Annotated in this window: 15 protein-coding genes; 8 read left to right on the top strand and 7 right to left on the bottom strand. The window is 72.1% G+C overall.

Annotated elements, in window-relative coordinates; all coding sequences use genetic code 11:
* Positions 1 to 285 precede the first annotated feature (285 nt).
* A complete protein-coding gene (locus tag WME97_RS27700; RefSeq protein ID WP_437541635.1) occupies positions 286 to 1,467 on the bottom strand; it encodes a mechanosensitive ion channel family protein in 1,182 nt (393 codons plus the stop codon).
* 409 nt (positions 1,468 to 1,876) lie between these two features.
* Here WME97_RS27700 and WME97_RS27705 point away from each other — a divergent pair, with 409 nt between their 5' ends.
* The 4 genes from WME97_RS27705 (at position 1,877) to WME97_RS27720 (ending at position 10,908) form a co-directional block, all read left to right on the top strand.
* Positions 1,877 to 2,473, top strand: a complete 597-nt coding sequence (locus tag WME97_RS27705; RefSeq protein WP_437541637.1) for a hypothetical protein — start codon at positions 1,877 to 1,879, stop codon at positions 2,471 to 2,473.
* 532 nt (positions 2,474 to 3,005) lie between these two features.
* Positions 3,006 to 8,036 (top strand): HAMP domain-containing protein, encoded by a 5,031-nt coding sequence (locus tag WME97_RS27710; RefSeq protein ID WP_437541639.1) that lies wholly within the window; start codon positions 3,006 to 3,008, stop codon positions 8,034 to 8,036.
* A gap of 384 nt (positions 8,037 to 8,420) precedes the next feature.
* The gene (locus WME97_RS27715; protein WP_437541641.1) at positions 8,421 to 8,828 is read left to right on the top strand and encodes a hypothetical protein; all 408 of its coding nucleotides are present in this window, start codon (positions 8,421 to 8,423) and stop codon (positions 8,826 to 8,828) included.
* 184 nt (positions 8,829 to 9,012) lie between these two features.
* Positions 9,013 to 10,908, top strand: coding sequence for a serine/threonine-protein kinase (locus WME97_RS27720; RefSeq protein ID WP_437541643.1), 1,896 nt, complete (start codon positions 9,013 to 9,015; stop codon positions 10,906 to 10,908).
* 189 nt (positions 10,909 to 11,097) lie between these two features.
* On the opposite strand, the gene WME97_RS27725 is transcribed toward WME97_RS27720, so the two are convergent.
* Positions 11,098 to 12,216, bottom strand: coding sequence for a phospholipase D-like domain-containing protein (locus tag WME97_RS27725; RefSeq protein WP_437541645.1), 1,119 nt, complete (start codon positions 12,214 to 12,216; stop codon positions 11,098 to 11,100).
* A gap of 397 nt (positions 12,217 to 12,613) precedes the next feature.
* On the opposite strand from WME97_RS27725, the gene WME97_RS27730 reads away from it, so the two are divergent.
* Together WME97_RS27730 and WME97_RS27735 are read left to right on the top strand one after the other, a co-directional pair.
* Complete coding sequence (locus WME97_RS27730) at positions 12,614 to 13,174, top strand: hypothetical protein (RefSeq protein ID WP_437541647.1); 561 nt, start codon at positions 12,614 to 12,616, stop codon at positions 13,172 to 13,174.
* Positions 13,175 to 13,181: 7 nt separating this feature from the next.
* Complete coding sequence (locus tag WME97_RS27735; protein WP_437541649.1) at positions 13,182 to 13,667, top strand: DUF421 domain-containing protein; 486 nt, start codon at positions 13,182 to 13,184, stop codon at positions 13,665 to 13,667.
* A 7-nt stretch (positions 13,668 to 13,674) separates the two neighbouring features.
* On the opposite strand, the gene WME97_RS27740 is transcribed toward WME97_RS27735, so the two are convergent.
* The 5 genes from WME97_RS27740 to WME97_RS27760 form a co-directional block, all read right to left on the bottom strand.
* Entirely contained in the window at positions 13,675 to 15,162 is a 1,488-nt protein-coding gene (locus tag WME97_RS27740; protein ID WP_437541650.1) for a DUF2330 domain-containing protein, read from the bottom strand.
* Between the two features lie 166 nt (positions 15,163 to 15,328).
* Complete coding sequence (gene trmFO, locus WME97_RS27745) at positions 15,329 to 16,762, bottom strand: methylenetetrahydrofolate--tRNA-(uracil(54)-C(5))-methyltransferase (FADH(2)-oxidizing) TrmFO (protein WP_437541652.1); 1,434 nt, start codon at positions 16,760 to 16,762, stop codon at positions 15,329 to 15,331.
* Between the two features lie 34 nt (positions 16,763 to 16,796).
* Entirely contained in the window at positions 16,797 to 19,391 is a 2,595-nt protein-coding gene (gene topA / locus WME97_RS27750) for a type I DNA topoisomerase (protein WP_437541653.1), read from the bottom strand.
* A 127-nt stretch (positions 19,392 to 19,518) separates the two neighbouring features.
* Positions 19,519 to 20,490: a DNA-processing protein DprA gene (locus tag WME97_RS27755; RefSeq protein WP_437541655.1), complete on the bottom strand. Its 972-nt coding sequence runs from the start codon at positions 20,488 to 20,490 to the stop codon at positions 19,519 to 19,521.
* A gap of 96 nt (positions 20,491 to 20,586) precedes the next feature.
* Entirely contained in the window at positions 20,587 to 21,351 is a 765-nt protein-coding gene (locus WME97_RS27760) for a hypothetical protein (RefSeq protein WP_437541657.1), read from the bottom strand.
* A 79-nt stretch (positions 21,352 to 21,430) separates the two neighbouring features.
* Here WME97_RS27760 and WME97_RS27765 point away from each other — a divergent pair, with 79 nt between their 5' ends.
* Both WME97_RS27765 and WME97_RS27770 read left to right on the top strand, forming a co-directional pair.
* A complete protein-coding gene (locus WME97_RS27765) occupies positions 21,431 to 22,435 on the top strand; it encodes a hypothetical protein (protein WP_437541660.1) in 1,005 nt (334 codons plus the stop codon).
* A complete protein-coding gene (locus WME97_RS27770) occupies positions 22,432 to 23,226 on the top strand; it encodes a glycerophosphodiester phosphodiesterase (protein ID WP_437541663.1) in 795 nt (264 codons plus the stop codon). The genes WME97_RS27765 and WME97_RS27770 overlap by 4 nt, the downstream gene beginning before the upstream one ends.
* Positions 23,227 to 23,256 lie beyond the last annotated feature (30 nt).

Here is a 23,256-nt window from a genome sequence, read left to right on the forward strand (position 1 = left end):
CCCAGATCTTTCTGATTTTACTGCAAATCATGTGCCGTTTTCCTGCGCCTCGCTTGCGAGGGGGCGGCGCGCGGAGCCATTCCTGGCGATCGGGCAGGGCGCGACTGGCCTGAAGGGCTATTCCGCGGCGCTGGTCGTCATCGCGTCGTCATCGCGTCGGAGCGCCTGCGGCAGGGCCTGGACCGGCCTCCGACACTCCCGAGGCGCGCAGCGGATGCGCCGGGCTCATCGCACGTCGCCTGAATGCCGCGGTGTGGCGTTCCGCTACATGGTGGGCGCCCACCGTCACGGCGCCACATCGGGCAGCCTGTCGCCCGCTCCAGCCCGGCGCGCGCGGCCCGAGGCCGGACCACGACCCTCTGCCGCTTCCGAGTGAGAGGCGCTCCGGGTCAAACGCTCCTGCGGCAGGTACGCGCCGCCCTCCTGCTCCTGGACCCAGCGGAGCATCTCCTCGCGAAGCCAGCACCGCAGATCGAACAGCTGCCCAGGATCGCGCGCCGAGACGAGCAAACGCACCTCGATCGTGCGCTCTGTCACCTTCGTGACCTGAACGGCCTTCGCGCGCTCGTCCCAGAGCTCGCTGCTCGGGAGGATCGACTCGAAATGCCGCCGCAGGGCGTCCACCGGGGTCCGGTAATCGACGTAGATCTCGACGGTGCCCAGCTTCTCCGCCCCGTGCTTCGTCCAGTTCTGAAACGACTGGTCAAGGAGCCTCGCCGTCGGGACGATGAGCCGCCGCTCGTCCCAGATCTTCACGACCACGTGGGTCAGCCGGATCTCCTCGATCGTCCCGAACTCGCCGTCCACCACGACCTTGTCGCCGAGGTCGATGGGGCGGGTGAACAGGATGTGGAGGCCCGACAGGATCGCGCCGACCGGCTTCTGCGCCGCGAGGCCGAGCACGACGCCCGCGATGCCGGCCGACGCCAGCAACGAGACGCCGACGTTCCTCACCGCCTCGAAGTTCAGGAGCACGAGCGCGCTCGCCACGATCACGATGAGCACCCGCGCGACCCGCTCGAGCACGCGCGCCTGGGTGCGGAGCCCGCGGGACGACTCGCTCCCCTCCTCGAGGTGACGCAGGGCGCGCGCGTCCAGCACCTCCGTGAGGATCCCCACGATGCGCAGTAGGAGCCACGCCACCCCGCCGATGAACAGCGCCGAGAGGAGCGACCGCAGATCGGTCACGAGGCCCTGGCCGAGCCGCGTGAGCTTGGCGAGGCCCGCTGTCAGGACGACCCCGAGACAAAGGGTCACGGGGCCGATTGCCGCGTCGAGTGTCTTTTCGTCCCACGGCGTCGCGGTCCGTCGCGCGACGACCAGACCGGCGCGCCGGAAGACGCTCGCGGCGATCCGAGCGAGCCCGAAGCCGACCGGAACGCTCGCCGCGACGATCACCCACGGCCACACGCCATCCCCCGGGATCCCCAGCCGGGCGCCGAGCGATTCAAAGTTCGAGTTCTGCATGCATCCACTCCTTCACCAGCGCACCAGCGCCGCGCGCGCCTCCGTGGCCTGGAGCCCAGGGACACGGGCCTCCCCGCCGCGCTCTGGAGAGCGGCGGAGAGGTCTGCCACCGGGCGAGGCGCGCCGGGCTCATCTATCGTGTGTGCGGCGTCCCCACGGCACAGGGCGTGCCGCCGAACCCTCCCCCGCGTGTCCAGCCACATCCCTGCCGCTCGCCGACGAGAGATCGCGAGGACGGATGGAGGCAGGCACGCCCCGTTGGGGCGATCCGCGCCAGCGTCGCTCGACCCCGCCGGGTGCGTGCGACCGACCCGAGCGGCGCGGCATGCGGCGTGCAGACGCAAGCGGAGGTGCAGCGGAGCCGACGGGGCGTCGAGATCGGCTGACGAGACGCGGCAAAGGATCGTTTATGTCAGAGCGCAGAAGCCAGGTCGATGATTTCACTCGGCTCACCGAGGAGGATTTCACGCGGCTCACGCAGGAGACCGAGCGGCTCGCGAAGCACGTCGAGGATCTCCGGCACCGGATCGCCGCGACGACCGCGAAGCGGCGCGCGTCCTCCGGCACGCTCCCTGCGCAGAGCGCCGCACCGTTCGCACCGCCGCACGGGTCCCCCTCGGAGCGGACGCACAGCGCGACCCCGGAGCGGCCGTGCGACGCCGCCGCGGAGCGGCCGTACGACACCGCCGTGGAGCGGCCGTATGACGGGCCACCGGAGCGGCCGCATGACGCCGCCGAAGAGCGGCCGCACGACGCGGCTTCGGAGCGGCCGCTGCGCGGAGCGACGGAGAGGCCGCCCCCCCGTCACTCTCCCTTTCCCGAGCGCACCTCGTGCCTCGCGAACGTGTCGCGATGGCTGCCGCCGCTCAGGACCGCGAGAGATGCCATGGAGTCGGGCGTCCATGAGAGGGTGGGCGAGGCAGGGCGTTACAGCATCATCACGCCGCGCAACAAGCCGAGCGATCTCCCGACGAGGCGCCGCTCGCCCAAATCCGACGTGGCCTGAGGCGCCGGCTCGGAGGGCCGCCGCGCCGGCGCAGCGGCCCCTTCCCGCGGTGTCCCGCCGCGGTTTCAGGCGCGCGCTCAGCCGACCGCGCGCCGCGGACGCGCGCGCCTTGCGCGCCGCACGCGCGCGCTGCGTGCTGCGCGTGGCGCGAAGCTTGCCCGGCTGAGCGCCTGCTAGTAAGACGAGCCCATGCTGCTGCGCGGTGGGAGCAGAAGCGCATGGCCGACGTGCCATGAAGCCTGAACCCGAGGGGACCCCGACGGCCGCCTCGCGGCCTTTCAGCGAGGGCCCCGCTCCTCGGCGGCGGGGAGCGTCGCGCGGAGCCCCAGCGCAGCCTCGACCGATGAGACCGCCATGCAGGCGAGAGGGCCTGTCCTCCTGCCGTCCTCTCGCGCGGCGCCCTGGGATCGCGCCGGGGCACGGGGTCCGACGGCCTCCAGCCCCCCTGGGCCCCTCCGCGCCCGGGGGGCGCGCTCATTTTCCTTAGTGACCGATCGGTCCTGTCCGCAGGCGGGACCAGGAGAACAGCGGCATGGAGCAGCGAAGCGACCTCGACAAGGCAGCCCGCAAGGCGAGAGCCGGCAATGGCAAGAGCAAGAAGGCCGCGTCCGGGAATGGGCTGCAGCACGGCGCCGCGCGCGCGAGGAAGGCCCGCCCGGCCGAGCCCCCCCGCGCCGCCGCGCCGCTCGAGAGCGACGAGCTCGACCGGCGGACGCTGCTGATGTCGCTGACGGGCCTGAAGAAGGGCGATTTCTCGGTGCGGCTGCCCGTCCACTGGCTCGGGCTCGACGGGAAGATCGCCGATACGTTCAACGACGTCGTCGAGCGCAACGAGAAGCTCGCGAAGGAGCTCGCCCGCCTGAGCCGCGCGGTCGGCAAGGAGGGCAAGCTCTCCCAGCGCGCCTTCATCGGCGAGGTGAGCGGCGCCTGGGCCGACGAGATCGCGTGCATCAACGCGCTGATCGGCGATCTCGTCCACCCCACCGCCGAGACGGCGCGCGTCATCGGCGCCGTGGCCAAGGGCGATCTCTCGCAGACCATGGCCCTCGAGGTGGACGGCAGGCCGCTCGACGGCGAGTTCCTCCGGACCGCCAAGACCGTCAACACGATGGTCGAGCAGCTCGGCTCCTTCGCCTCCGAGGTCATCCGCGTCGCCCGCGAGGTCGGCACCGAGGGCAAGCTCGGCGGGCAGGCCGACGTCCGCGGCGTCGCCGGCAGCTGGAAGGACCTCACCGACTCCGTCAACTCGATGGCCGGCAACCTCACCTCCCAGGTGCGCAACATCGCCGCCGTCACCACCGCCGTCGCCACGGGCGATCTCTCGAAGAAGATCACCGTCGACGTCAAGGGCGAGATCCTCGAGCTCAAGGACACCATCAACACGATGGTCGATCAGCTCCGCTCCTTCGCCTCCGAGGTCACCCGCGTCGCCCGCGAGGTCGGCACCGAGGGAAAGCTCGGCGGGCAGGCCGACGTCCGCGGCGTCGCAGGCACCTGGAAGGACCTCACCGACTCCGTCAACTCGATGGCCGGCAACCTCACCTCCCAGGTGCGCAACATCGCCGCCGTCACCACCGCCGTCGCCAACGGCGATCTCTCGAAGAAGATCACCGTCGACGTCAAGGGCGAGATCCTCGAGCTCAAGAACACCATCAACACGATGGTCGACCAGCTCAACTCCTTCGCCTCCGAGGTCACCCGCGTCGCCCGCGAGGTCGGCACCGAGGGCAAGCTCGGCGGGCAGGCCGACGTCCGCGGCGTCGCAGGCACCTGGAAGGACCTCACCGACTCCGTCAACTCGATGGCGTCGAACCTCACGGCCCAGGTGCGCAACATCGCGACCGTCACCACCGCCGTCGCCAAGGGCGATCTCTCGAAGAAGATCACCGTCGACGTCAAGGGCGAGATCCTGGAGCTCAAGAACACCATCAACACGATGGTCGATCAGCTCAACTCCTTCGCCTCCGAGGTCACCCGCGTCGCCCGCGAGGTCGGCACCGAGGGCAAGCTCGGCGGGCAGGCCGACGTCCGCGGCGTCGCAGGCACCTGGAAGGACCTCACCGACTCCGTCAACTCGATGGCCGGCAACCTCACCTCCCAGGTGCGCAACATCGCCGCCGTCACCACCGCCGTCGCCAACGGCGATCTCTCCGAGAAGATCACGGTCGACGTGAAGGGCGAGATCCTGGAGCTCAAGAACACCATCAACACGATGGTCGATCAGCTCCGCTCCTTCGCCTCCGAGGTCACCCGCGTCGCCCGCGAGGTCGGCACCGAGGGCAAGCTCGGCGGGCAGGCCGACGTCCGCGGCGTCGCCGGCACCTGGAAGGACCTCACCGACAACGTGAACTCGATGGCCGGCAACCTGACGAACCAGGTGCGCGGCATCGCCAAGGTCGTGACCGCGGTCGCCAACGGCGATCTCAAGCGCAAGCTGGTCGTCGACGCCAAGGGGGAGATCGCCGCGCTAGCGGACACGATCAACGGCATGATCGAGACGCTCGCGACGTTCGCGGATCAGGTGACGACGGTGGCGCGCGAGGTCGGCGTCGAGGGCAAGCTCGGCGGGCAGGCGAGCGTGCCCGGCGCGGCCGGCACGTGGAAGGACCTCACCGACAACGTGAACCAGCTCGCGGCGAACCTCACCACGCAGGTGCGCGCGATCGCCGAGGTCGCCACCGCCGTGACCAAGGGCGATCTCACCCGGTCCATCAAGGTCGAGGCGCAGGGCGAGGTCGCCGCGCTGAAGGACAACATCAATGAGATGATCCGGAACCTCAAGGACACGACGCTGAAGAACAGCGAGACGGACTGGCTCAAGAGCAACCTCGCCAAGTTCTCGCGCATGCTCCAGGGGCAGAAGGATCTGCTCACCGTCGGCCGGAGGATCCTGTCCGAGCTCGCCACCGTCGTCACGGCGCAGCAGGGCGTCTTTTACATCATGGATGCCTCCCGCGAGGAGCCCGTCCTGAAGCTGCTCGCGAGCTACGCGTTCAAGGAGCGCAAGCACGTCGACAACCAGTTCAAGCTGGGCGAGGGGCTCGTCGGGCAGTGCGCGCTCGAGAAGGAGAAGATCCTCCTCGTCAACGCGCCCCACGACTACATCACGATCACGAGCGGCCTCGGCGACGCGCCCCCGGTCAACATCATCGTGATGCCCGTGCTCTTCGAGGGGCAGGTGAAGGCCGTCATCGAGCTCGCGTCGCTCGAGCGCTTCAGCCCGACCCACCAGGCGTTCCTCGACCAGCTCACCGAGTCGATCGGCATCGTGCTCAACACGATCGAGGCCAACATGCGCACCGAGGACCTGCTCAAGCAGTCCCAGTCGCTGGCGCGCGAGCTCCAGAGCCAGCAGGAGGAGCTCCAGGAGACGAACGCCGCGCTCGGCGAGAAGGCGCGGCTCCTGGCGGAGCAGAACGTGGAGGTCGAGCGGAAGAACCACGAGGTCGAGCAGGCCCGCCAGGCCCTGGAGGAGAAGGCGCGCCAGCTCGCCCTCACCTCCAAGTACAAGTCGGAGTTCATGGCGAACATGTCCCATGAGCTCAGGACCCCGCTGAACAGCCTCCTCATCCTGTCGGACCAGCTCTCCAGGAACAACGACCAGAACCTCACGGCGAGGCAGGTCGAGTACGCGAAGACGATCCACGCGTCAGGCACCGATCTCCTGGGGCTCATCAACGACATCCTCGATCTCACGAAGATCGAGTCGGGCACCGTCGTCGTCGACGTCGGAGAGATCAGCTTCACGGACCTCTCGGACTACGTGCGTCGCACGTTCCGGCACGTCGCCGAGGCCAAGAAGCTCGATTTCGAGCTCTCCTTCTCGTCGACGCTGCCAACGTCGATGTTCACCGACGCGAAGCGGCTGCAGCAGGTGCTCAAGAACCTGCTCTCCAACGCCTTCAAGTTCACCGAGCGCGGCAAGGTGGTCCTGGAGGTGACAGTGGCCCGCAGCGGCTGGAGCCGTGAGAACGAAGTGCTCAGCCGGTCCGATGTGGTGATCGCGCTCTCCGTCCATGACACAGGGATCGGGATCGCGCCGGACAAGCAGCAGATCGTCTTCGAGGCGTTCCAGCAGGCGGACGGCAGCACGAGCCGCAAGTACGGCGGCACAGGGCTCGGGCTCGCGATCAGCCGGGAGATCGCGGGGATGCTCGGCGGCGATCTCACGCTGGTCAGCGCGCCGGGACGCGGCAGCACGTTCACGCTCTACTTGCCGCGCACCTTCCGGCCCGTGCGGGCGGCGCGGCGGCAGCCGACTCACGTCCTCGACGCGCCGCCGTCCATCGATGATGCCGTCCACAGCAGCCGGCCGTCGGATCGCACGTCCGCGAGCGCGGACGTCCAGATCATCGACGACAGCGAGAGCGTCCGCCCCGGCGACCGCGCGATCCTGATCGTGGAGAACGACACCGTGTTCGCCCGCTTCCTCGTGGATGTCGCGCGGGAGCACGGCTTCAAGGCGGTCGTCGCGCTCCGCAGCGCGACCGCGCTCTCGGTGGTGCGAGAGATCCAGCCCGCGGCGATCACGCTGGACATCAACATGCCCGACGTCGACGGGTGGCGCGTGCTCGACTGCTTGAAGCGCGACCTCTCGGCGCGGCACATCCCGGTCCAGGTGATCACGACAGAGACGGAGGAGGAGCGGAGCCGCGCGCGGCGGATGGGCGCGGTGGGCCTGCTCAACAAGCCGCTCAGCAGCAGGACGGCGCTCGACGAGGCGTTCGCGCGGCTCGCCGGGCTGATCGGCTCGCCGCGGCGCCGGCTGCTCGTGGTCGCGCCGGACGAGGCCTCCTTCGCCCCGGTGACCGAGCTGCTCGGGGACGAGGAGGTCACGGTCGCCAGCGCGACGACGGCCCAGGAGGCGCTCGAAGCGCTCGATCGCGAGGCGTTCGACGCGATCGTGATCGACCTGCGCCTGCCGGACATGCCCGGCCTCGAGCTCATCGAGCGCCTCGATCGCGCAGGGCGCTTCGCCGATCTCACGGCCATCGTGTACGCGCCGGCCGGCGTCGCCGGGGACGACGAGGCGCAGCTCTCCCGGCTGGCGCAGAAGCTGCCCGTGAAGCATGTCCAGTCGAGAGAGCGCCTGCTCGACGAGGTTACGCTCGCGCTGCACCGCCGGGTCTCGGATCTGCCGGAGCCGGCGCGGCTCATCGTGGAGCATCTCCACGAGTCGGCCGCCGCGCTCTCCGGCAAGTGTGCGCTGATCGTCGACGACGATTTCCGCAACATCTATGCGCTGAAGACCGTCCTCGAGAGCTACGGGATGAGCACCCTCACCGCCGACACGGGGAAGGCCGCCATCGAGCGCCTGGCGAGCACGAGCGGCATCGACGTCGTGCTCATGGACATCATGATGCCGGAGATGGACGGATACGACACGATCCGCGCAATCCGCAAACAGCCGGCATTCCAGACGCTGCCGATCATCGCCGTCACGGCGAGGGCGATGAAAGGCGACCGGGAGAAGTGCCTGGAGGCGGGCGCGACCGACTACACCTCGAAGCCGGTCGACACGGAGCAGCTGCTGGCGCAGCTCCGCATCTGGCTGCATCGCTGAGCTCGCTTCATCTCCCGTCACCGCCGCTCTCCACACAACACCCGCGATCACCCCCGAGCACGCCCGGCGGTTTCGTCTGCGCTGCAACGACGCCTCAGTGTGGCGCACCTGCGCAAGCTCTTGCGCGGCACACGGGCGATCGACTGCGCGGAGTACCGAGCATTTCCCGCATTTTCCTTTGGCATGCCGCCTGCTGTGACCTGCTGTGACGATGTGGGTTTCCAGAATACAGGCAGGGCGCGCGCGAGAGGACGTTCATCAGGAAAGGAGCTGTAGGTGAGGCCAAAGCTGGTGACCGGTCTCGTCAGGACACGGTCGGACGCCGAAAGGTCGGTTGAGCGCGTGATGAGCTGTGGATACACGCGTGACGCCATCAGCCTTGTCATGAGCGATGCGGGGCACGACCAGCGCGCCGTGGACGGAACCGCGGGCGCGACGGCGGACGTCGGCGGGGCGGCGGGGGCGGCCTCGATCGCGCTCGTGGTGCTCGGCGCGAGCGTGGCGTTCCCTGGCCTGGGGCTCGTGGCGGCGGGGCCCATCGAGGCCGCGCTCGCCGGAGCTGGCGTGGGCGGCGCGGCAGGCGGGCTCGTCGACGCGCTCGTCAGCGCCGGCATTCCCGAGCACCGGGCGAGCATCTATGACAGCGGCCTACGACAAGGCGCGATCCTCGTGGGCGTAAATGCTTCCTCCGAGCGAGACGCAGAGATTCTGGAATTGATCCTCGAGTACGCCGGCGCCGAGGACGTCCGGAGCGAGAGCTCGCAGCGGCGTCCTTACGACAGCTTCATCTGAGCGGTCGCGGGAAGGCGGAAGGCACGTGGCAACTTGCCTCGCTGAGGCGCGCTGCCGCTGACGCGCCCGTGCAGGCGTTCAGGAGCTCCCCGAGCGGATCGCCTGGCACACGCGATGCTCCAGACTCGGCGCGTGCCGTCGCGTGGCGAGCGGCGGATGGCCGGAGCAGACGGCAGGAGAGCGCATGTCGAGCAACATGACCCAGGCGTTCGAGCACACCTCAGGGGAATGCTTCGAGGTCGACACGGTGGTGGGCGAGAAGTACCAGCTCCTCCGCAAAGCGGGAGAGGGCGCGATGGGGTCTGTCTGGGTCGCCACGAACACGGCGCTCGAGGCCAATGTGGCCATCAAGGTGCTGCGGCCGGAGATGCGCTCTCCCGCGATCGCCGAGCGCCTGCTGCGTGAGGCGCGGGCCGCGGCGAAGCTCAGCCACCCCGGGATCGTGCGTGTCTTCGATCTCGGCAAGACCGCGGGCGGCACCCCGTACATCGTGATGGAGCTCCTGGAGGGCGAGGCACTCCGGGACGTGCTCTGCCGCGAGCGCCGGCTCGCTCCCGAGGTGGCGCTGGCGATCCTGCTGCCGGTCGCGAGCGCGATGCACGCGGCCCACGAGCGGGGCGTCGTTCACCGGGATCTCAAGCCGGACAACGTGATGCTCGCGAATCAGGGCGACGGGCGGATAAGGCCCAAGGTCGTCGATTTCGGGATCGCGAAGGTGACGTGGACCGAGCCCGAGTCCGGATCGACGGGCGCGGCCGTGATCGGGACTCCGCAGTACATGCCGCCGGAGCAGGCGCTCGGGCAAGGCCACATCGATCATCGCGCGGACATCTGGGCGCTCTGCACGATGCTGTACGAGGCGATCGCGGGCGAGACCCCGTATGCCGGGGAGCAGGGGTTCGGGACGCTGCGCGCGATCATCCAGGATCCGGTGCGCTCGCTCGTCGAGCGCTGCGGCTCGGATCCGGCGCTGTGGTCGATCATCGAGCGCGGGCTGCGCAAGGATCCGGCGGATCGCTGGGGGAGCATGCGCGAGCTGGGCAGCGCGCTCGCGACGTGGCTTGTCTCGAGGGGAGTCTCGGAGGACGTGTGCGGCGCGTCGCTCCGCGCGCAATGGCTGGACGAGCGGGCCAGCCAGATCCCGTCGCCGTCGCCGCGGCTGAACGCGGTGAGCTCCGCGCCGACGCTGCACTCGCGCCGCGCGGACGACTCCCTGGAGCTGCAGGTGCCCATGGCGGCCGCGCCGGGGGCGGCGGCTGCGGCGGGTCACGGCGCGCCGGGGGCGGTGGAGCGCAAGGGGATCGAGGAGAGCGGGGAGCGCGCGTGGTCCGAGGCGACCGCGATGGTGAATCTGCCGGGGGCGGCGTCTCCGTCGCCGCGGTCGTCGTGGCGGGAGCGCTTTCCGCTCCGCGCCGTCGCGGCGGCCGGGCTCGTGGCCCTGGCGGGAGCGGCGGTGTGGAGCGTCGCGCTGGGCACGGCGGGTCGCGCGGGCGAGTCGATGCCGGCGCCGCTGGTCCAGCCCGTGGCGATGGTCGCCGCGGCGCCGTCTCCGGCGCAGCCACCGCTCGTGGCGAGCTCCCTTCCGGCCGGCGTGGCGCAGGGGAGCGCGGCGCCGCCGGTCGGACCCACGACATCGCGCCCGGCGCGCGCGGTGAAGGCCGCGGTCTCCGCGCCTCAGGCGCCGGTCGCGGCCGCCGCGCGGGCTGCGATCGCGGCGCCGGCGGCGAACGCGCCTGCCGCGACCGGGAAGCCGCCGGCGCCAGCGGCGAGCCCGCCGCCCGGCTCGTCCGGGTCCAGCGCGGGCGCGGAGGCGCCGGCCTCGTCTGCGCAGCCGGTCTCCGCCGGCTCGGCGCAGGCGCCAGGAAGCGCCGCCTGTCCGGCTGGCGGAGGCCAGGAAGGCGGGGAAGCGGCCTGCCCGCCGGCCGCCGAGGCGCCCACGAGCGCCGTGGAGGTCTACGATGACGCCGGGGCGGCCGAGAAGGAGCAGGGCGTCCATCGTCCGGCGACCGCCGACGAGGCGCCGCCGGCCGCGGATGCCGGCGCAGCGGAGGGCTCCTCGAGCGCTCCAGCGGCGCCGTAGCGGCCCGGACGCCGGCCCGGCGCGCGGGCTAGAGCGACACGGGTTGAAACCACGAGAAAAAGCAGGAATTCACAGGGAGACGGGGAGGCGGGGAGCGAGAGACGGCAAAAGAAAGAAATTCATTCTTTCTTCCTCCCCGCCTCCTCGCCTCCCTGTGAAAATTCTCGGGGTTTCAACGCGATCGGTGTTCTAGACGCCGAGCGCCTGCAGGAACCCGCCCTCACGCTCGGCCTCGGGGAGCGCGGCCGCATGGCGAGGCTCCACCAGGTCGAGGCCGAAGCTCCACAGCGCGTTGCGCGCCTGCGCGAAGAGGCCGTGCCTGGGCAGGTTGTCGAGGCGTACAGCCTCGCTCCGCCCGAGGTCCTGCTCGAACAGGCGGGCCGCGTCCCTCACGAAGGCGGGTTGCTTGACGATGAGGTTCGCCTCGCTCACCCACCTCAGGCTCGTCGAGTTCGCGTTGAAGGTCCCCACCGTCGCCCAGTCGTCGTCGATCACCGCGAACTTCGCGTGAAGCATCGACGGGAGGAACTCGTGGATCTGGAGCCCGTTCTCCAGCCATGACGGGTACCGCGCGAGGCTCGCGTGGCGGATGGCCGGAAGGTCGGAGTCGCGCGGCACGATGATCTTCACGTCAATCCCGCGGCGCGCGGCGTCGATGAGCTCGCGCTCGAGCCCGCGCGGAGGGCAGAAGTACGCGTTCTCGATCCACACCCGCCGCCTCGCCGCGCGCACCCGCGCGATGTGGCGCTCGTAGATGACCGCGGGCGGCGTGGGCGCGTCGGTGATGAACTCCACGTCGTCGTAGACGCCGCCCGTCCAGTAATCGAAGGAGCGCCCCGCGGCCTCGTTGGCGAGCATCCAGCGGCACTCGAACGCCCGCGCCATGTCGGTCACGCAGGGCCCCATCACCCGGCTACAGACCTCGTGCCAGCCGTCGCCGCCCTCGTCGCGCGGCAGCCACTCGTCGGCCCACGCAGCGCCGCCGACGTACCCGGCGCCGTCGATCACCACGATGCGCGAGTGCTCCCGCGGGAACAGGGCGCCCCCGCGGAGCACGGCGCCCAGCGGCCTGTAGGCGCGGGCGCGGATGCCGCGAGCCCGCATGTCCTCGAAGAACGCCGCCGGCGTCGTGTGGCTGCCGAGCGCGTCGTACAGGAGCCGGACATCCACGCCGCGCCGCGCGGCGCTCGCGAAGGCGTCGGCGAAGCGACGACCCATGAGATCGTTGCGGTAGATGTACGTGGAGATCCATATCCGCTCCCGGGCGAGCGCGATGTCATCGAGGAGCGACTCGAGCACCCATTTCATCCCGGGGAGGAGGCGCGTCGTGTGGAGAGCGCCCCCTGCCGCAGCGCGAGCGGTGCTGGAGTCCGCCCTGGAGCCTGGAAACGTCGGCGCCGAGCAGGTCATGTCGAGTCCCGAACGCCGGGCGGCTGCAGCTCGATTGCCACAGCGGCCCGCGCGCTCACCGCCGTGGCTCAAGCAGCCCGTGTGCCACATCGCCAAAGCGCGATCGCGCAGGGATGTCGGCTGGAGGAGGCTCACCACGTGGCAAAGCGCCACGCTCACGGCGCCGTCCGCGGTGCCTGCGGGGCAAGCGGCCTCTCCGGCGCAGCGGCCGCCCTCGCGAGCGGGCCGCGCGTGCGCGAGCGGGCCGCGCGTGCGCGAGCGGGCCGCGGCACCAGTCTTGAACGGCGTGGGCGCGATGATCCCCGCCACCCGCGAGCTCTCCGCTCCTCGGCCCGCCCGGACGCGCACCAGGTCGCGCCGGGCGCCGTCCGAACCCGAGCCCACACCGCCGTCCGCGCCGCCCCTGCGGCGCCGGCTCGCCCTGGATCCCCTGCACGCGATCGGCGCGCTCGCGCTCGCCTGCGTGGCCGCGAGCGCCTTGTTCATGCACGCGCTGCAGACGCGCGAGGCGACGGCGCAGGGGCTCACCCTCCGCGTCGCCTACCCCGAGCGGATGCGCTTCCGCGACATGGAGCGGGTCACGCTCGACGTGGAGAACACGGCGGGCGAGCCCTGCCGGGGGGCCGCGCTCACGATCGACGAGGCTTACCTGGACAGCTTCGAGGAGCACCACACCACGCCTGCAGAGGCGGCGTTCGGGCGCTTCGCGCTGGGCGACCTCGCGCCCGGCGAGCGCCGCCGGATCGACATCGAGCTCCGCGGCGAGCGCAGCTGGCTCGCGTCGGGCAACGCGACCCTGTCGTGCGGTGGGGAGCGCGGCGTCCACGTGCCGCTCCGCACGTTCATCTTCCCCTGAGATCACCATGGAGACCGTCGCCCGCGTCGCCGTTGTTTATGTGTTCCTCGCCGCCGCGTTCCGCGTGCTCGGCAAGCGCGAGCTCAGCTCGATGTCGCCGTTCGAGCTCGTCACCCTCATGCTGATCCCCGAGATCGTCTCGCAGGCCCTCGTCCGCGAGGCGTCGCTCGCGAACGCGCTCGCGGGCGTGTCCACCGTCCTCGTGCTCGTGTTCCTGACGTCCCTCCTGACGCACCTCTTCCCGAAGGCGTCCGAGGTCATCGACGGCTCGCCCACGGTGCTGGTCGCGAAGGGCCGTATCCTGGAGGAGGCGTGCAATCGCGAGCGGATCCAGCCGGAGGAGATCCTGTCCGAGATGCACAAGAGCGGGCTGGAGCGCCTCTCCCAGGTGCGATGGGCCATCCTGGAGGCGGACGGCGCTCTCACCATCGTCCCGGAGCAGGGCCACGGCCTGCCCGTCGCCCGGGCCAGGACGCGGGACGAAGGCGTCTGAGCGCCGGTCAGGCCGGGCGGGAGGCGAAGCGGCGCGCGCCGCGACGGGCGAGCGCCGCCGCGACGGCGAGGGCGCCGAGCGTCATGCCCACGAGCGTGCCCTGCCCGCGGGTCCGCGAGGGGCGGTCGCCGTCGAGGACCGGGATCGCCGCGCCGCAGAGCACGTCGGCGTGGACGCTGACGCGGGCGCGCAGCCAGTTGTCGACCCGCTCCTGCGGCGCGGGGCTCAGGACGAGGTCCGTGTCGAGCGCGGCGCGCGGCAGGTTCGCCTCGAGGCGGGTCAGCCAGACGTCCTTCGGGTGCAGGCCGACCATCGCGATCGCGAGGTCGTCGAGCGCCCCGCACGCGAGCTCGCGCGCGTCGATCTGGTCGGCGGCGACCTCCCCGCAGCTCGGATCGGACAGCGGGACGCCGGCCGGGCACGGGTTCGCCACGGCGCGGCTTTCGGTCGCGATCTCGGCGAAGCGCACGGCGCACGCGGAGTCCTGGACCTCGCCGGTCTCGCCGTTGGCGAGCCCCTGCTGGGCGAACGCGGCGGCGATCGTGTCGACCGGGGTGGTCGAGCCGCTCGTCGTGTAGCGCACGCCGAACGGCGCCGCGGGGCTCGACACGGGCGAGAACAGCGAGCCCTGCTGCGCGTAGGGGGTGAGGAACGCGCGGCCGCCGTCGGCCGCCGCGATCGCCTTCTCGCGGAGCACGCCGTAGTTCGACTCCTGCGAGGCGAAGTCCCACGCGAGGAGGTCGATGGGGACGGCGGCGGCCGCGAACCCCTCGGGGGCGAGCCGCGCCTCGCTGATGGTGAAGAGGGTGATCGCGACGTTCGCGCCCGTCCCGGCGGCGACCATCCGGAGCGGGAGCGCGGGGTTCGCCCCCGGCGTGACGACCCGCACCGGCGTCATCTCCTTCACGTCCTTGCCCGGCTGGAGCCTGATGGCGATGAAGTCGAAGCCCTCGTCGACATAGGCGTCGATGATCGGCTGCGTCGACTCGTCGACGTTGAAGCCGTTCTTGTCGAACCACGCGTTCAGCACGCCGGGCGTGTCGGTCGCGAGCGTCACGGTGTCGTACGGACCGACGGTGCCGCGGTGAAGCACCACGACGTCATCGCCGCCGAACGCCCTCCCCGCCGCGTCCGCGGAGCCGAGGGTCGAGCCACAGCCCCCGCCGCTCCGGGCGCAGGTGGAGCTCGGCGCGGTGATGCGCACCGACGTGGCCGCGTCGAGCGTCTCGAACCAGGCATTCGACCCTTCCTCGAGGATCGCTCCGCGCTTCACCGGGAGCACCCACCCGAACGCGCTCGGATCGCCCGAGTACTGGATCTGATCCCAGAGCACCGACTGGACGGGCGACACGGAGAGCACCATCCGGTGCGCGTTGACGACCGTCGTCTCGGTGGGCGGGGCAAAGCACCCGCCGCAGGCGAGCGCCTCGCGCGGCGACAGGAGCGTCGCGGAAGGAACGGCGAGCGCAAGGAGCGCAAACAAGCGAAGTTTCATCGGCTACCTCCATGGGGGCGGCCGCGCGGGCGGGCTCTCGGGAGCGCGCGGGCGGCGCGCGGCGCACCACCGCCAGGCTATCCAAGCCTGCGCGCGGCGGGCAGCCTGCGCACGATTGGCGCGCCGCCCGCCGCGCGGGCGCGGGCGCGGGCGCGGCGAGCCGCCGTCAGCCCGCGGCCCACCACGCGTCGAGGTCGCGGAGGGCGCGCTCGGCCATCACCTCGTAGCGGGCGCGCTTGCGCAGCTTGCCGTGCGCTGGCTCGAGCGGCGCGATGTGCGCCCAGGTGATGTTGGACGGCTGATACGTGGGCTGCTTCCGGCCGAGGTGCGTGAGAATGCCGCCGAGCGCCGTCGTGGGCGGCGGCGGCCGGAGCGGCTCGTTCCGCAGCTGCTGCGCGAGGAGGATCGCGCACACGAACCCCGCAGCGGCGCTCTCCACGTAGCCCTCGACGCCCGCGATCTGGCCGGCCAGGTGCACGCCCGGCAGCGCGCGGAGCTCCATCGCGGGGCCGAGGAGCGCCGGAGCGTCGACGAAGGTGTTGCGGTGCACGGAGCCCGTGCGGAGGAACTCGGCCTCCTCGAGGCCGGGCACCATCCGGAACACCCGCAGCTGCTCGGCGTACTTCATGCGCGTCTGGAAGCCGACCAGGTTGTACGCCGTCGCCGCCTCGTCCTCCGGGCGCAGCTGGAGCACCGCGTAGGGGCGCCGGCCGGTGCGCGGATCGGTGAGCCCCACCGGCTTCATCGGCCCGAACGCGAGCGTCTGCTCGCCGCGCGCCGCCATCACCTCGCAGGGCAGGCACCCCTCGAAGTAACGCACCTCCTCGAAGGCGCGGGCCTCCACCTTTTCCGACGCGACGAGGGCCTGGACGAACGCCTTGTATTGCGCCTCGTCGAAGGGGCAGTTCACGTACGCCTCGTCGCCGGCCTCGGCGTCGTCGCGGCGCTCGGCCGCGTCCTCCGGCGGCGCGGCCGGCTCCGGCTGCGCGGTTTGCTCCCGCTGCGCGGCCCGGTCGCCGCGGACCGCGCCCCCCTTGCCGTAGCGCGACTGCTTCCACACGCGCGACCAGTCGATCGAGTCGGCGCTGACGATCGGCGCGATCGCGTCGTAGTAGGCGAGGTGCTCGGCGCCGACGGCCGCGGCGAGGCTCGCCGCGAGGGCGTCGGAGGTGAGCGGCCCCGTGGCGAGGATCACGGGCCGCTCGGCGGGGATCTCGGTCACCTCCCGGTGCTCGACGGTGATCCGGGGGTGGGCCTCGATCGCCCGCGTCATCGCCTCGGCGAACCGCTCGCGGTCGACCGCCAGCGCGCCACCGGCCGGCACCGAGGTCTCGTCGGCGCACCGCAAGGCGAGCGAGCCCACGCGCCGGAGCTCCTCCTTGAGGAGCCCCACCGCGTTGCTCAGCGCGGCGCCGCGCAGCGAGTTCGAGCACACGAGCTCGGCCATCCGATCGCTCGTCTGCGCGGGCGTGCGCTTGTGAGGCTTCATCTCGACGAGGCGCACGCGCAGCCCGCGCTGCGCGAGCTGGTACGCCGCCTCGCAACCGGCCAGGCCGCCTCCGACGACGACGACGTCGTGCGGGCTCTCCGCTCCGTTCATACAGCTCACCAGGGTGGGGGGTCTCGCGGGCTTCTTAGCTCGCCGTGCGGCGGGCGCGCACGGCCCGCGCGGGCTTTTCGGCGGCCCCCTGGGCCGCGCCAGCGCCGTGCGGCGCGGCCTCGGGCCGGCCGGCTGGCGTGGGCTCCGCCGGCGCGGGCCGGGCGGCCGGCGCCGGGGCGGCGCTCGCGACGGCCGCCGCGGCGTCCGGGGTGGCGGCGCCGTCGGCGGCGCCGTCCTCCCCTTCCCCCTCGACGATCTCCTGCTTGAAGCCGCAGTCCTTCGTCGCGCAGACGAGCATCGCCTTCTTGCCGCCGGTGCGGGTGACGAACTTCGCGCCGCACTGCGGGCACGGGACCGGCACCGGCTTCTGCCAGAGCTTGAACTCGCACTTCTGCTCGGCGTTCCAGTTGGAGCAGCCGTAGAAGGTGCGCCCGCCCTTCTTGCGCGGCCGGATCTCGATGAGATCGCCGCCGCAGCTCGGGCACGCGACGCCGAGCGGAACCGGGCGCGTGTTCTTGCAGGCCGGGTACCCCGTGCACGACAGGAAGTCGCCGAAGCGGCCCGTCTTGATGATCATCGGCTTCCCGCACTTGTCGCACGAGATGTCGGTCTCGCGGACGGCGGCGGTCCCCCGCGCGTCGGACAGGTCGCGCGTCGCCTTGCACTTCGGGTAGCGCTCGCAGCTCAAGAACCAGCCGTTCTTGCCCCACTTCTTGAGCATCATCGACCCGCACTCGTCGCAGACGATGTCGGTCTTCTCTGCCTCGGGCTTCCACGGCGCGAGCTTCTTCGACTTGTCGAGCTGCTCCCTGAACTTCTTGTAGAAGGTCTTGAGCAGCTGCTCGCGCTTCAGGTTGCCGGCGCCGACGGCGTCGAGCTCCTCCTCCATCTGCGCCGTGAAGTTCGGGTCCATGATGTCGAGGTTCGACCGGACGAGGCCGTCGACCACGAACTTCCCGAGGAGCGTCGGCTGGAACGCGCCGCCGTCCCGCTTCTCGACGTACGCGCGCTGCTGCACCTTGCTGATGATCTCGGCGTACGTCGACGGGCGGCCGATGCCGCGCTTCTCCAGCTCGCGCACGAGCGAGCCCTCGTTGTAGCGGGGCGGCGGCTGCGTGAACTTCTGGTCGGTGATGACGCCCGGGGGCGACACGGAGAGCGCCTCGCCCTCCTTCATGTCGGGCAGGAGCGCCTCCGAGTCCTCCTCGGCCGACGGCCCCGGCGCCGCGCGCTCCGCCTCGGCGGCGGTCGCCTCGGGCGCCGGCGCGGCGGCGCCGCCCTCCGCGGCTGCGCCTGCGCTCTCCTCCTCGCCGGCGAACTCCTGCTGGCCCTCGGTCACCTGCAGCCAGCCGGCGAACTTGAGGATCCGCCCGGTCGCCCGGGCGAGGTAGCTCCGGTACGCGGGCGCCGCGACCGTCGGCGCGACGTCGATCTCGACTGTCGTGCGGTCGTACACCGCCGGCGTCATCTGCGAGGCGACGAAGCGGTTCCAGATGAGCTTGTACAGCTTGTACTGCTCGTCCTTGAGGTGCTTCTTGATCGAGTCCGGGTGGATCTCGACGCTCGTCGGTCGGATCGCCTCGTGCGCGTCCTGCGCGTTCTTCTTCGACTTGTAGACGTTCGGGCGCTCGGGGACGAACTCCTTGCCGTACCGCTTCGCGACCACGCCGCGCACCTCGGCGATCGCGTCGTCGCTGACGCGCGTCGAGTCGGTACGCATGTACGTGATGAGGCCGACCGGGCCGCCGTCGCGCTTGAGGTCGATGCCCTCGTAGAGCGCCTGGGCGATCTGCATCGTCCGCTTGGCGCCGAAGTGCAGGTAGTTCGTCGCGTCCTGCTGGAGCTTCGAGGTGGTGTACGGCGCGGGCGGGTTGCGCTTCTGCTCGCGCCGCACGACCTTCGCCACCTTGTAGCGGGCGGTCTCGAGATCGGCGCGCACCTTCCCGGCGACCTCGCCGTTCGTCACCTCGAGCTTCTTGCCGTCGGCGGAGGCGAGCTTCGCGACGAACGGGGCGCGCTGCGGCGGGCTCGCCGCGCCGAGGCCGACCGCGATGTTCCAGTACTCCTCCGGGACGAACGCCTCGACCTCGCGCTCGCGGTCCACGATGAGCCGCAGCGCGACCGACTGCACCCGCCCCGCCGAGAGGCCGAACGCGAGCTTCGACCACACGAGCGCCGAGACGTCGTAGCCGACGATGCGGTCGAGCACGCGCCGCGCCCGCTGCGCGTCGTACAGGTTCTCGTCGAGCTTGCGGGGGTTGTGGACGCCGTGGTCGACCCCCTTCTTCGTGATCTCGTGGAACTCGACCCGCGCCACCTTCAGCTTCGGGTTCTTGATCTCCTCCGAGATGTGGAACGCGATCGCCTCCCCTTCGCGATCGGGGTCGGTCGCCAGGAGCACCTCGTCCGCCTTCTTCGCGGCGGACTTCAGCTCCTCCAGGACCTTCTCCTTGCCCTCGATGACCTCGTAGGTCTCGGCAAAATCGTTCTGCACGTCGACGGCGTTCTGCTTCTTGGGCAGGTCTTTGACGTGCCCCTTCGAGGCGAACACCTCGTACCCGTTGCCGAGATATTTCTTGATGGTCTTCGCCTTCGCCGGCGACTCCACGATGACGAGCGTCTTGGCCATCACCACCTTCTGAGCAACGAGATCGGGCTTGTGAGGATTGAAGGGCGCCCTTCGGTGCGAGGGAGGCCCCCCCGCGAGGAGGCGGCCACCCGAAACCGCACTGGGCAGGGTGAGCCGGCGCGCCCCTTCAACGAAGAGCCCGCCGAAACAACCCGGCGGGCCCCTCTACTACTACGGCGTGGAGCGTCAACGTCAAGAGTGCCTCCACGGCGCGTCTGGGCGGAAGCCCCGTCCTCTCGCAGACCTCATCCACGTGCGCCGGCCGGGCGTCCAGGGCGTTGAGGACCGCGCGTTCGGCCGCGCTCATCGACGGAGGTGGCCCATTTTCCTCGGGCAAAACGCCCGTCCGCGCCCCGAAGGCGGCCTCCGGAAGCGGGAGCGTGCCCCCGCCGGCCGGCCTGTTGCGCGCCGAGCGCCGCGCCCGCCGGCGGGGCGGCGGCGCCTGCCCCCCGAGGACGTCGATGACGTCGGCCGCGCGCGTGATGGGGCGCGCGCCGGAGACGAGCTCCAGCGCGCAGCCCACGCCGCGCGGGCTCCACGGGGCGTGGGGGACGACGCAGAGGTGGCGGCCGAGGCGGCGGGCCGCCGCGGCGGCGGAGCGGGCGCCGCTCTCGACCCCCGCCTCGACCACGACGGTCGCGAGCGTGAGCGCGGCGAGGACCGCGTTGCGCTGGAGGAACAGCGCCGGCAGCGGCGGCGTGTCGTCGGGGACGCGCGCGAGCAGCGCGCCGCCCGCGGCGAGGACGCGCGCGAACAGCGCCGCGTGCTCGCGCGGGTACGGGTGCGCGTGGCCTCCGCCGCCGACGACGACCGTCGGCGCGCGCGCGTCGAGCGCGCCCTCGTGCGCGGCCGCGTCGACGCCGCGCGCGCCGCCCGACCAGATCGAGAAGCCCGCCTCGCCGAGCGCCGCGGCGAGCGCGCGGGTAAACCGGAGCGCCTCGTCGCTCGCGGCGCGCGTCCCGACGATCGCGACGCCCGGGCACGCCGGGAGCGCGCCGCGAAGGTAGAGCGTCGGCGGCGCGGCCTCGGTCTCCGTCACGAGGGCCCAGAGCTGCGCGGGGTAGGAGGGATCTGCGGGCTGGATCTCGATCGACGCCATACGCGGCGTGTCGACCGACGCCCGGGACGAGTTGCGCGAAATGAGGACCGCGACACGAGGAGCGCGCGGCCGCCCGCGCCCGGCGCGGTCGCCGCGCTACCGGGGCGGCACGCGGCGCGGAGCGCCAGGCGGCGCGGCGCTCGGCGGCGCCGTGTCAGGCGGGGTCGCGCCGGGCGGCGCGGCGCCGGGCGGCGGGGCCGGGCGCGCGCCCCGGAAGCCCTGGACGAGCACGACGCCCGCGCCGCGCCGCACCTGCGCGTGGAGCTCCACGGCGAGCGGCGCGGCGCCGGGCGCCGGGAGGCACGCTCCCCGGCCGCCGATCACCGCGACCGGCCCGCGGTCCGCGTCCTGGGCGACGATCTCGAGCGCGGGCGGCGCGCCCTTCGTGACGAAGAGATCGACCTCGATCACGCCGAGCCCGCCCTGCGCGATGAACACCGCGCACTCGTCAACACCGCGCGGGACGCGCACGGGGATCGCGGCGCTCTCCCCCTCCGCGATCGCGAGCGACACGACGTCGCCGAGGGGCGCCATGCCCCTCGCCTCCCCGCGCGCGGTGTTGGCGAGCGCGAGCGCCGTCACGCGCGGCACCGGCGCGCTCGCAGCGGGCCGCTGCTCTGCCGCGCGGCTCAGGAACAGGCGCGACGCCTCCGGGTCCAGCTCGGGCGCGTCGCGCGGAGGCGGCGGGTTCCGCGGCACGTCGGGCGGGGGGGAGGAGGCCGGCGGAGGCGGCGGGCTGGGGCGCAGGACCTCGGCGCGGCCTCCGCCGCACGCCGACACGGCGAGCGCGAGCGACGTAGCGAGCAGGCGGCGCGCCGGCCCGAACGGATGCAGTTCGACGAGAGCGAGAGCGCGCCGCACCGCGCGGAGCCTACCAGAACCGCCGCGCCGCGCTCGGCCTGCGAGCGGCCGGCCGTGGGTCGTGCTACCCACTCGCCCGATGAAACCCAGGGACATCGTCGTCGCGACGCATGGTCACTGCTTCGACGGCATGGCGAGCGCGGCGCTGTTCACCCGCCTGATTCAGGCGCTCCGCCCCGGCGAGCCGCTCGCGCTGCGGTACCGCTCCTGCGGGTACGGCCCGGGCATGACGATGATCCCGCCTTCGTGGCTCGACGGCGACGAGAACGCGATCCTCGACTTCCGCTACACGCCGACGAAGAAGCTGACGTGGTACTTCGACCACCACGTCACGGGGTTCGGCTCGGACGAGGAGCGCGACGCGGCGCTCGCCGGCGCGTCGCGCGCGAAGGTCGCGGGCGACGCGCCTCAGGTCTTCTACGACGCCGCCTACGGCTCGTGCACGAAGCTCATCGCGGACGTCGCGCGCGATCACTTCGGCGTCGAGATGTCCGGCGCCGATGAGCTCATCCGGTGGGCCGACCTCATCGACACCGCGCGCTTCCCCTCGGCCGAGGCCGCCGTGAGCCGGGAGGAGCCGATCATGCAGCTCGCCTCCGTGGTGGAGCACCACGGGGACGGGCCGTTCCTCGCCTCCGTGGTGCCCCGGCTCGTCGAGCGGCCCGTGAGCGAGGTGGCGCGCGAGGCGGACATCCAGGATCTCTGGCGTCCCCTCTCCGTCTCGCGGCAGACGTTCGTCACGCGCATCGAGCGCGGCGCGCGGAAGCTCGGCCGCGTGGTGCTCGTCGACCTCTCCGACGCGCCGCTCGAGGCGGTCGGCAAGTTCATGACGTACGCGATGTACCCGGACTGCGTGTACTCGGTCACGCTCTCCCGGCAGAAGCAGCACTACAAGCTCTCGGTCGGCTACAACCCGTGGTGCGGCGTCCCCCGCGATCGCGACATCGCCCCCATCTGCCGGCGCTACGAGGGGGGCGGGCACCCGGCGGTCGGCGCGGCGTCCTTCCCGCTCTCCGCGCTCGAGCGCGCGCGCGAGGCGGCCCGCGCCGTCGCCGAGGAGCTCGACGGGGAGCCCGCGCGGTGACCTGGGCCGAGCAGCGCTTCCGCAGGAGCGCGCGCGAGGGGGGGCGGGCAGCGTCATCACGCGCGCGGGCCACGCGCGCGCCGCTCCTCTTCGGGCACCGGGGCGTGCGCGGCGAGGGCGCCCCCGCGGAGAACACCCTCGCCGCCTTCGAGGAAGCCGCGGCGCAAGGGGCCGACGGGATCGAGCTCGACGTGCGGGTGTGCGGCTCGGGCGAGCTCGTGGCGCTGCACGACCCGGACCTCGCGCGGGTGACCGAGGGCGCGGACCCGCGCGCCGCCGCGGCGCTCCCCTGGGACGAGCTCCGGCGGGTCGACCTCCGCGGCGACCGGGTGCCGCTCCTGTCCGAGGTGCTCGCGTTCGCGCGCGGCCGGCGGCTCGCCGTCAACATCGAGATGAAGCGGGACGTGCCCGATCGCACCGCCGTCGTGCTCGCGACCGCGCGGCTCGTGCGCGCCTGGGATCCGCGCCACGCCTTGCTCGTCTCGTCGTTCGATCCGGTCATGATCGCCTCCCTCGGCGCCCTGGTGCCGGCCGTCCCGCGCGCGCTCCTCGTGCACCGGAGCCGCTACCACGACGCGGCCGTGCGCCTCGCGCCGGCGCTCGGTGCGCTCGCCGCGCACATCGAGCGGACGATCGCGTCCCCCGAGCGCATCGCGCTCCTGAAGCGGCAGGGCCGCGTGATCAACGTGTGGACCGTGAACGACCCGCGGGAAGCGCAGGACCTCGCGGCGCTCGGCGTCGACGGGCTCATCACGGACGCGCCGCGCCGCATCCGCGACGCGCTCGCGTAGCCGGCTTCGTCGGACCGGCGCGACCGCGCG

Source organism: Sorangium sp. So ce367 (genome assembly GCF_051520455.1).
Classification (GTDB): domain Bacteria; phylum Myxococcota_A; class Polyangia; order Polyangiales; family Polyangiaceae; genus Sorangium; species Sorangium cellulosum_B.

Coding starts and splice junctions, on each gene's coding strand:
- WME97_RS27700 (WP_437541635.1), bottom strand. CDS start 1,467: ATGCAGAACTCGAACTTTGAATCGCTCGGCGCCCGGCTGGGGATCCCG.
- trmFO (WP_437541652.1), bottom strand. CDS start 16,762: ATGAACGGAGCGGAGAGCCCGCACGACGTCGTCGTCGTCGGAGGCGGC.
- WME97_RS27735 (WP_437541649.1), top strand. CDS start 13,182: ATGGAGACCGTCGCCCGCGTCGCCGTTGTTTATGTGTTCCTCGCCGCC.
- WME97_RS27755 (WP_437541655.1), bottom strand. CDS start 20,490: ATGGCGTCGATCGAGATCCAGCCCGCAGATCCCTCCTACCCCGCGCAG.
- WME97_RS27720 (WP_437541643.1), top strand. CDS start 9,013: ATGTCGAGCAACATGACCCAGGCGTTCGAGCACACCTCAGGGGAATGC.
- WME97_RS27740 (WP_437541650.1), bottom strand. CDS start 15,162: ATGAAACTTCGCTTGTTTGCGCTCCTTGCGCTCGCCGTTCCTTCCGCG.
- WME97_RS27710 (WP_437541639.1), top strand. CDS start 3,006: ATGGAGCAGCGAAGCGACCTCGACAAGGCAGCCCGCAAGGCGAGAGCC.
- WME97_RS27715 (WP_437541641.1), top strand. CDS start 8,421: ATGAGCGATGCGGGGCACGACCAGCGCGCCGTGGACGGAACCGCGGGC.
- WME97_RS27725 (WP_437541645.1), bottom strand. CDS start 12,216: ATGAAATGGGTGCTCGAGTCGCTCCTCGATGACATCGCGCTCGCCCGG.
- WME97_RS27705 (WP_437541637.1), top strand. CDS start 1,877: ATGTCAGAGCGCAGAAGCCAGGTCGATGATTTCACTCGGCTCACCGAG.
- WME97_RS27765 (WP_437541660.1), top strand. CDS start 21,431: ATGAAACCCAGGGACATCGTCGTCGCGACGCATGGTCACTGCTTCGAC.
- WME97_RS27730 (WP_437541647.1), top strand. CDS start 12,614: ATGATCCCCGCCACCCGCGAGCTCTCCGCTCCTCGGCCCGCCCGGACG.
- topA (WP_437541653.1), bottom strand. CDS start 19,391: ATGGCCAAGACGCTCGTCATCGTGGAGTCGCCGGCGAAGGCGAAGACC.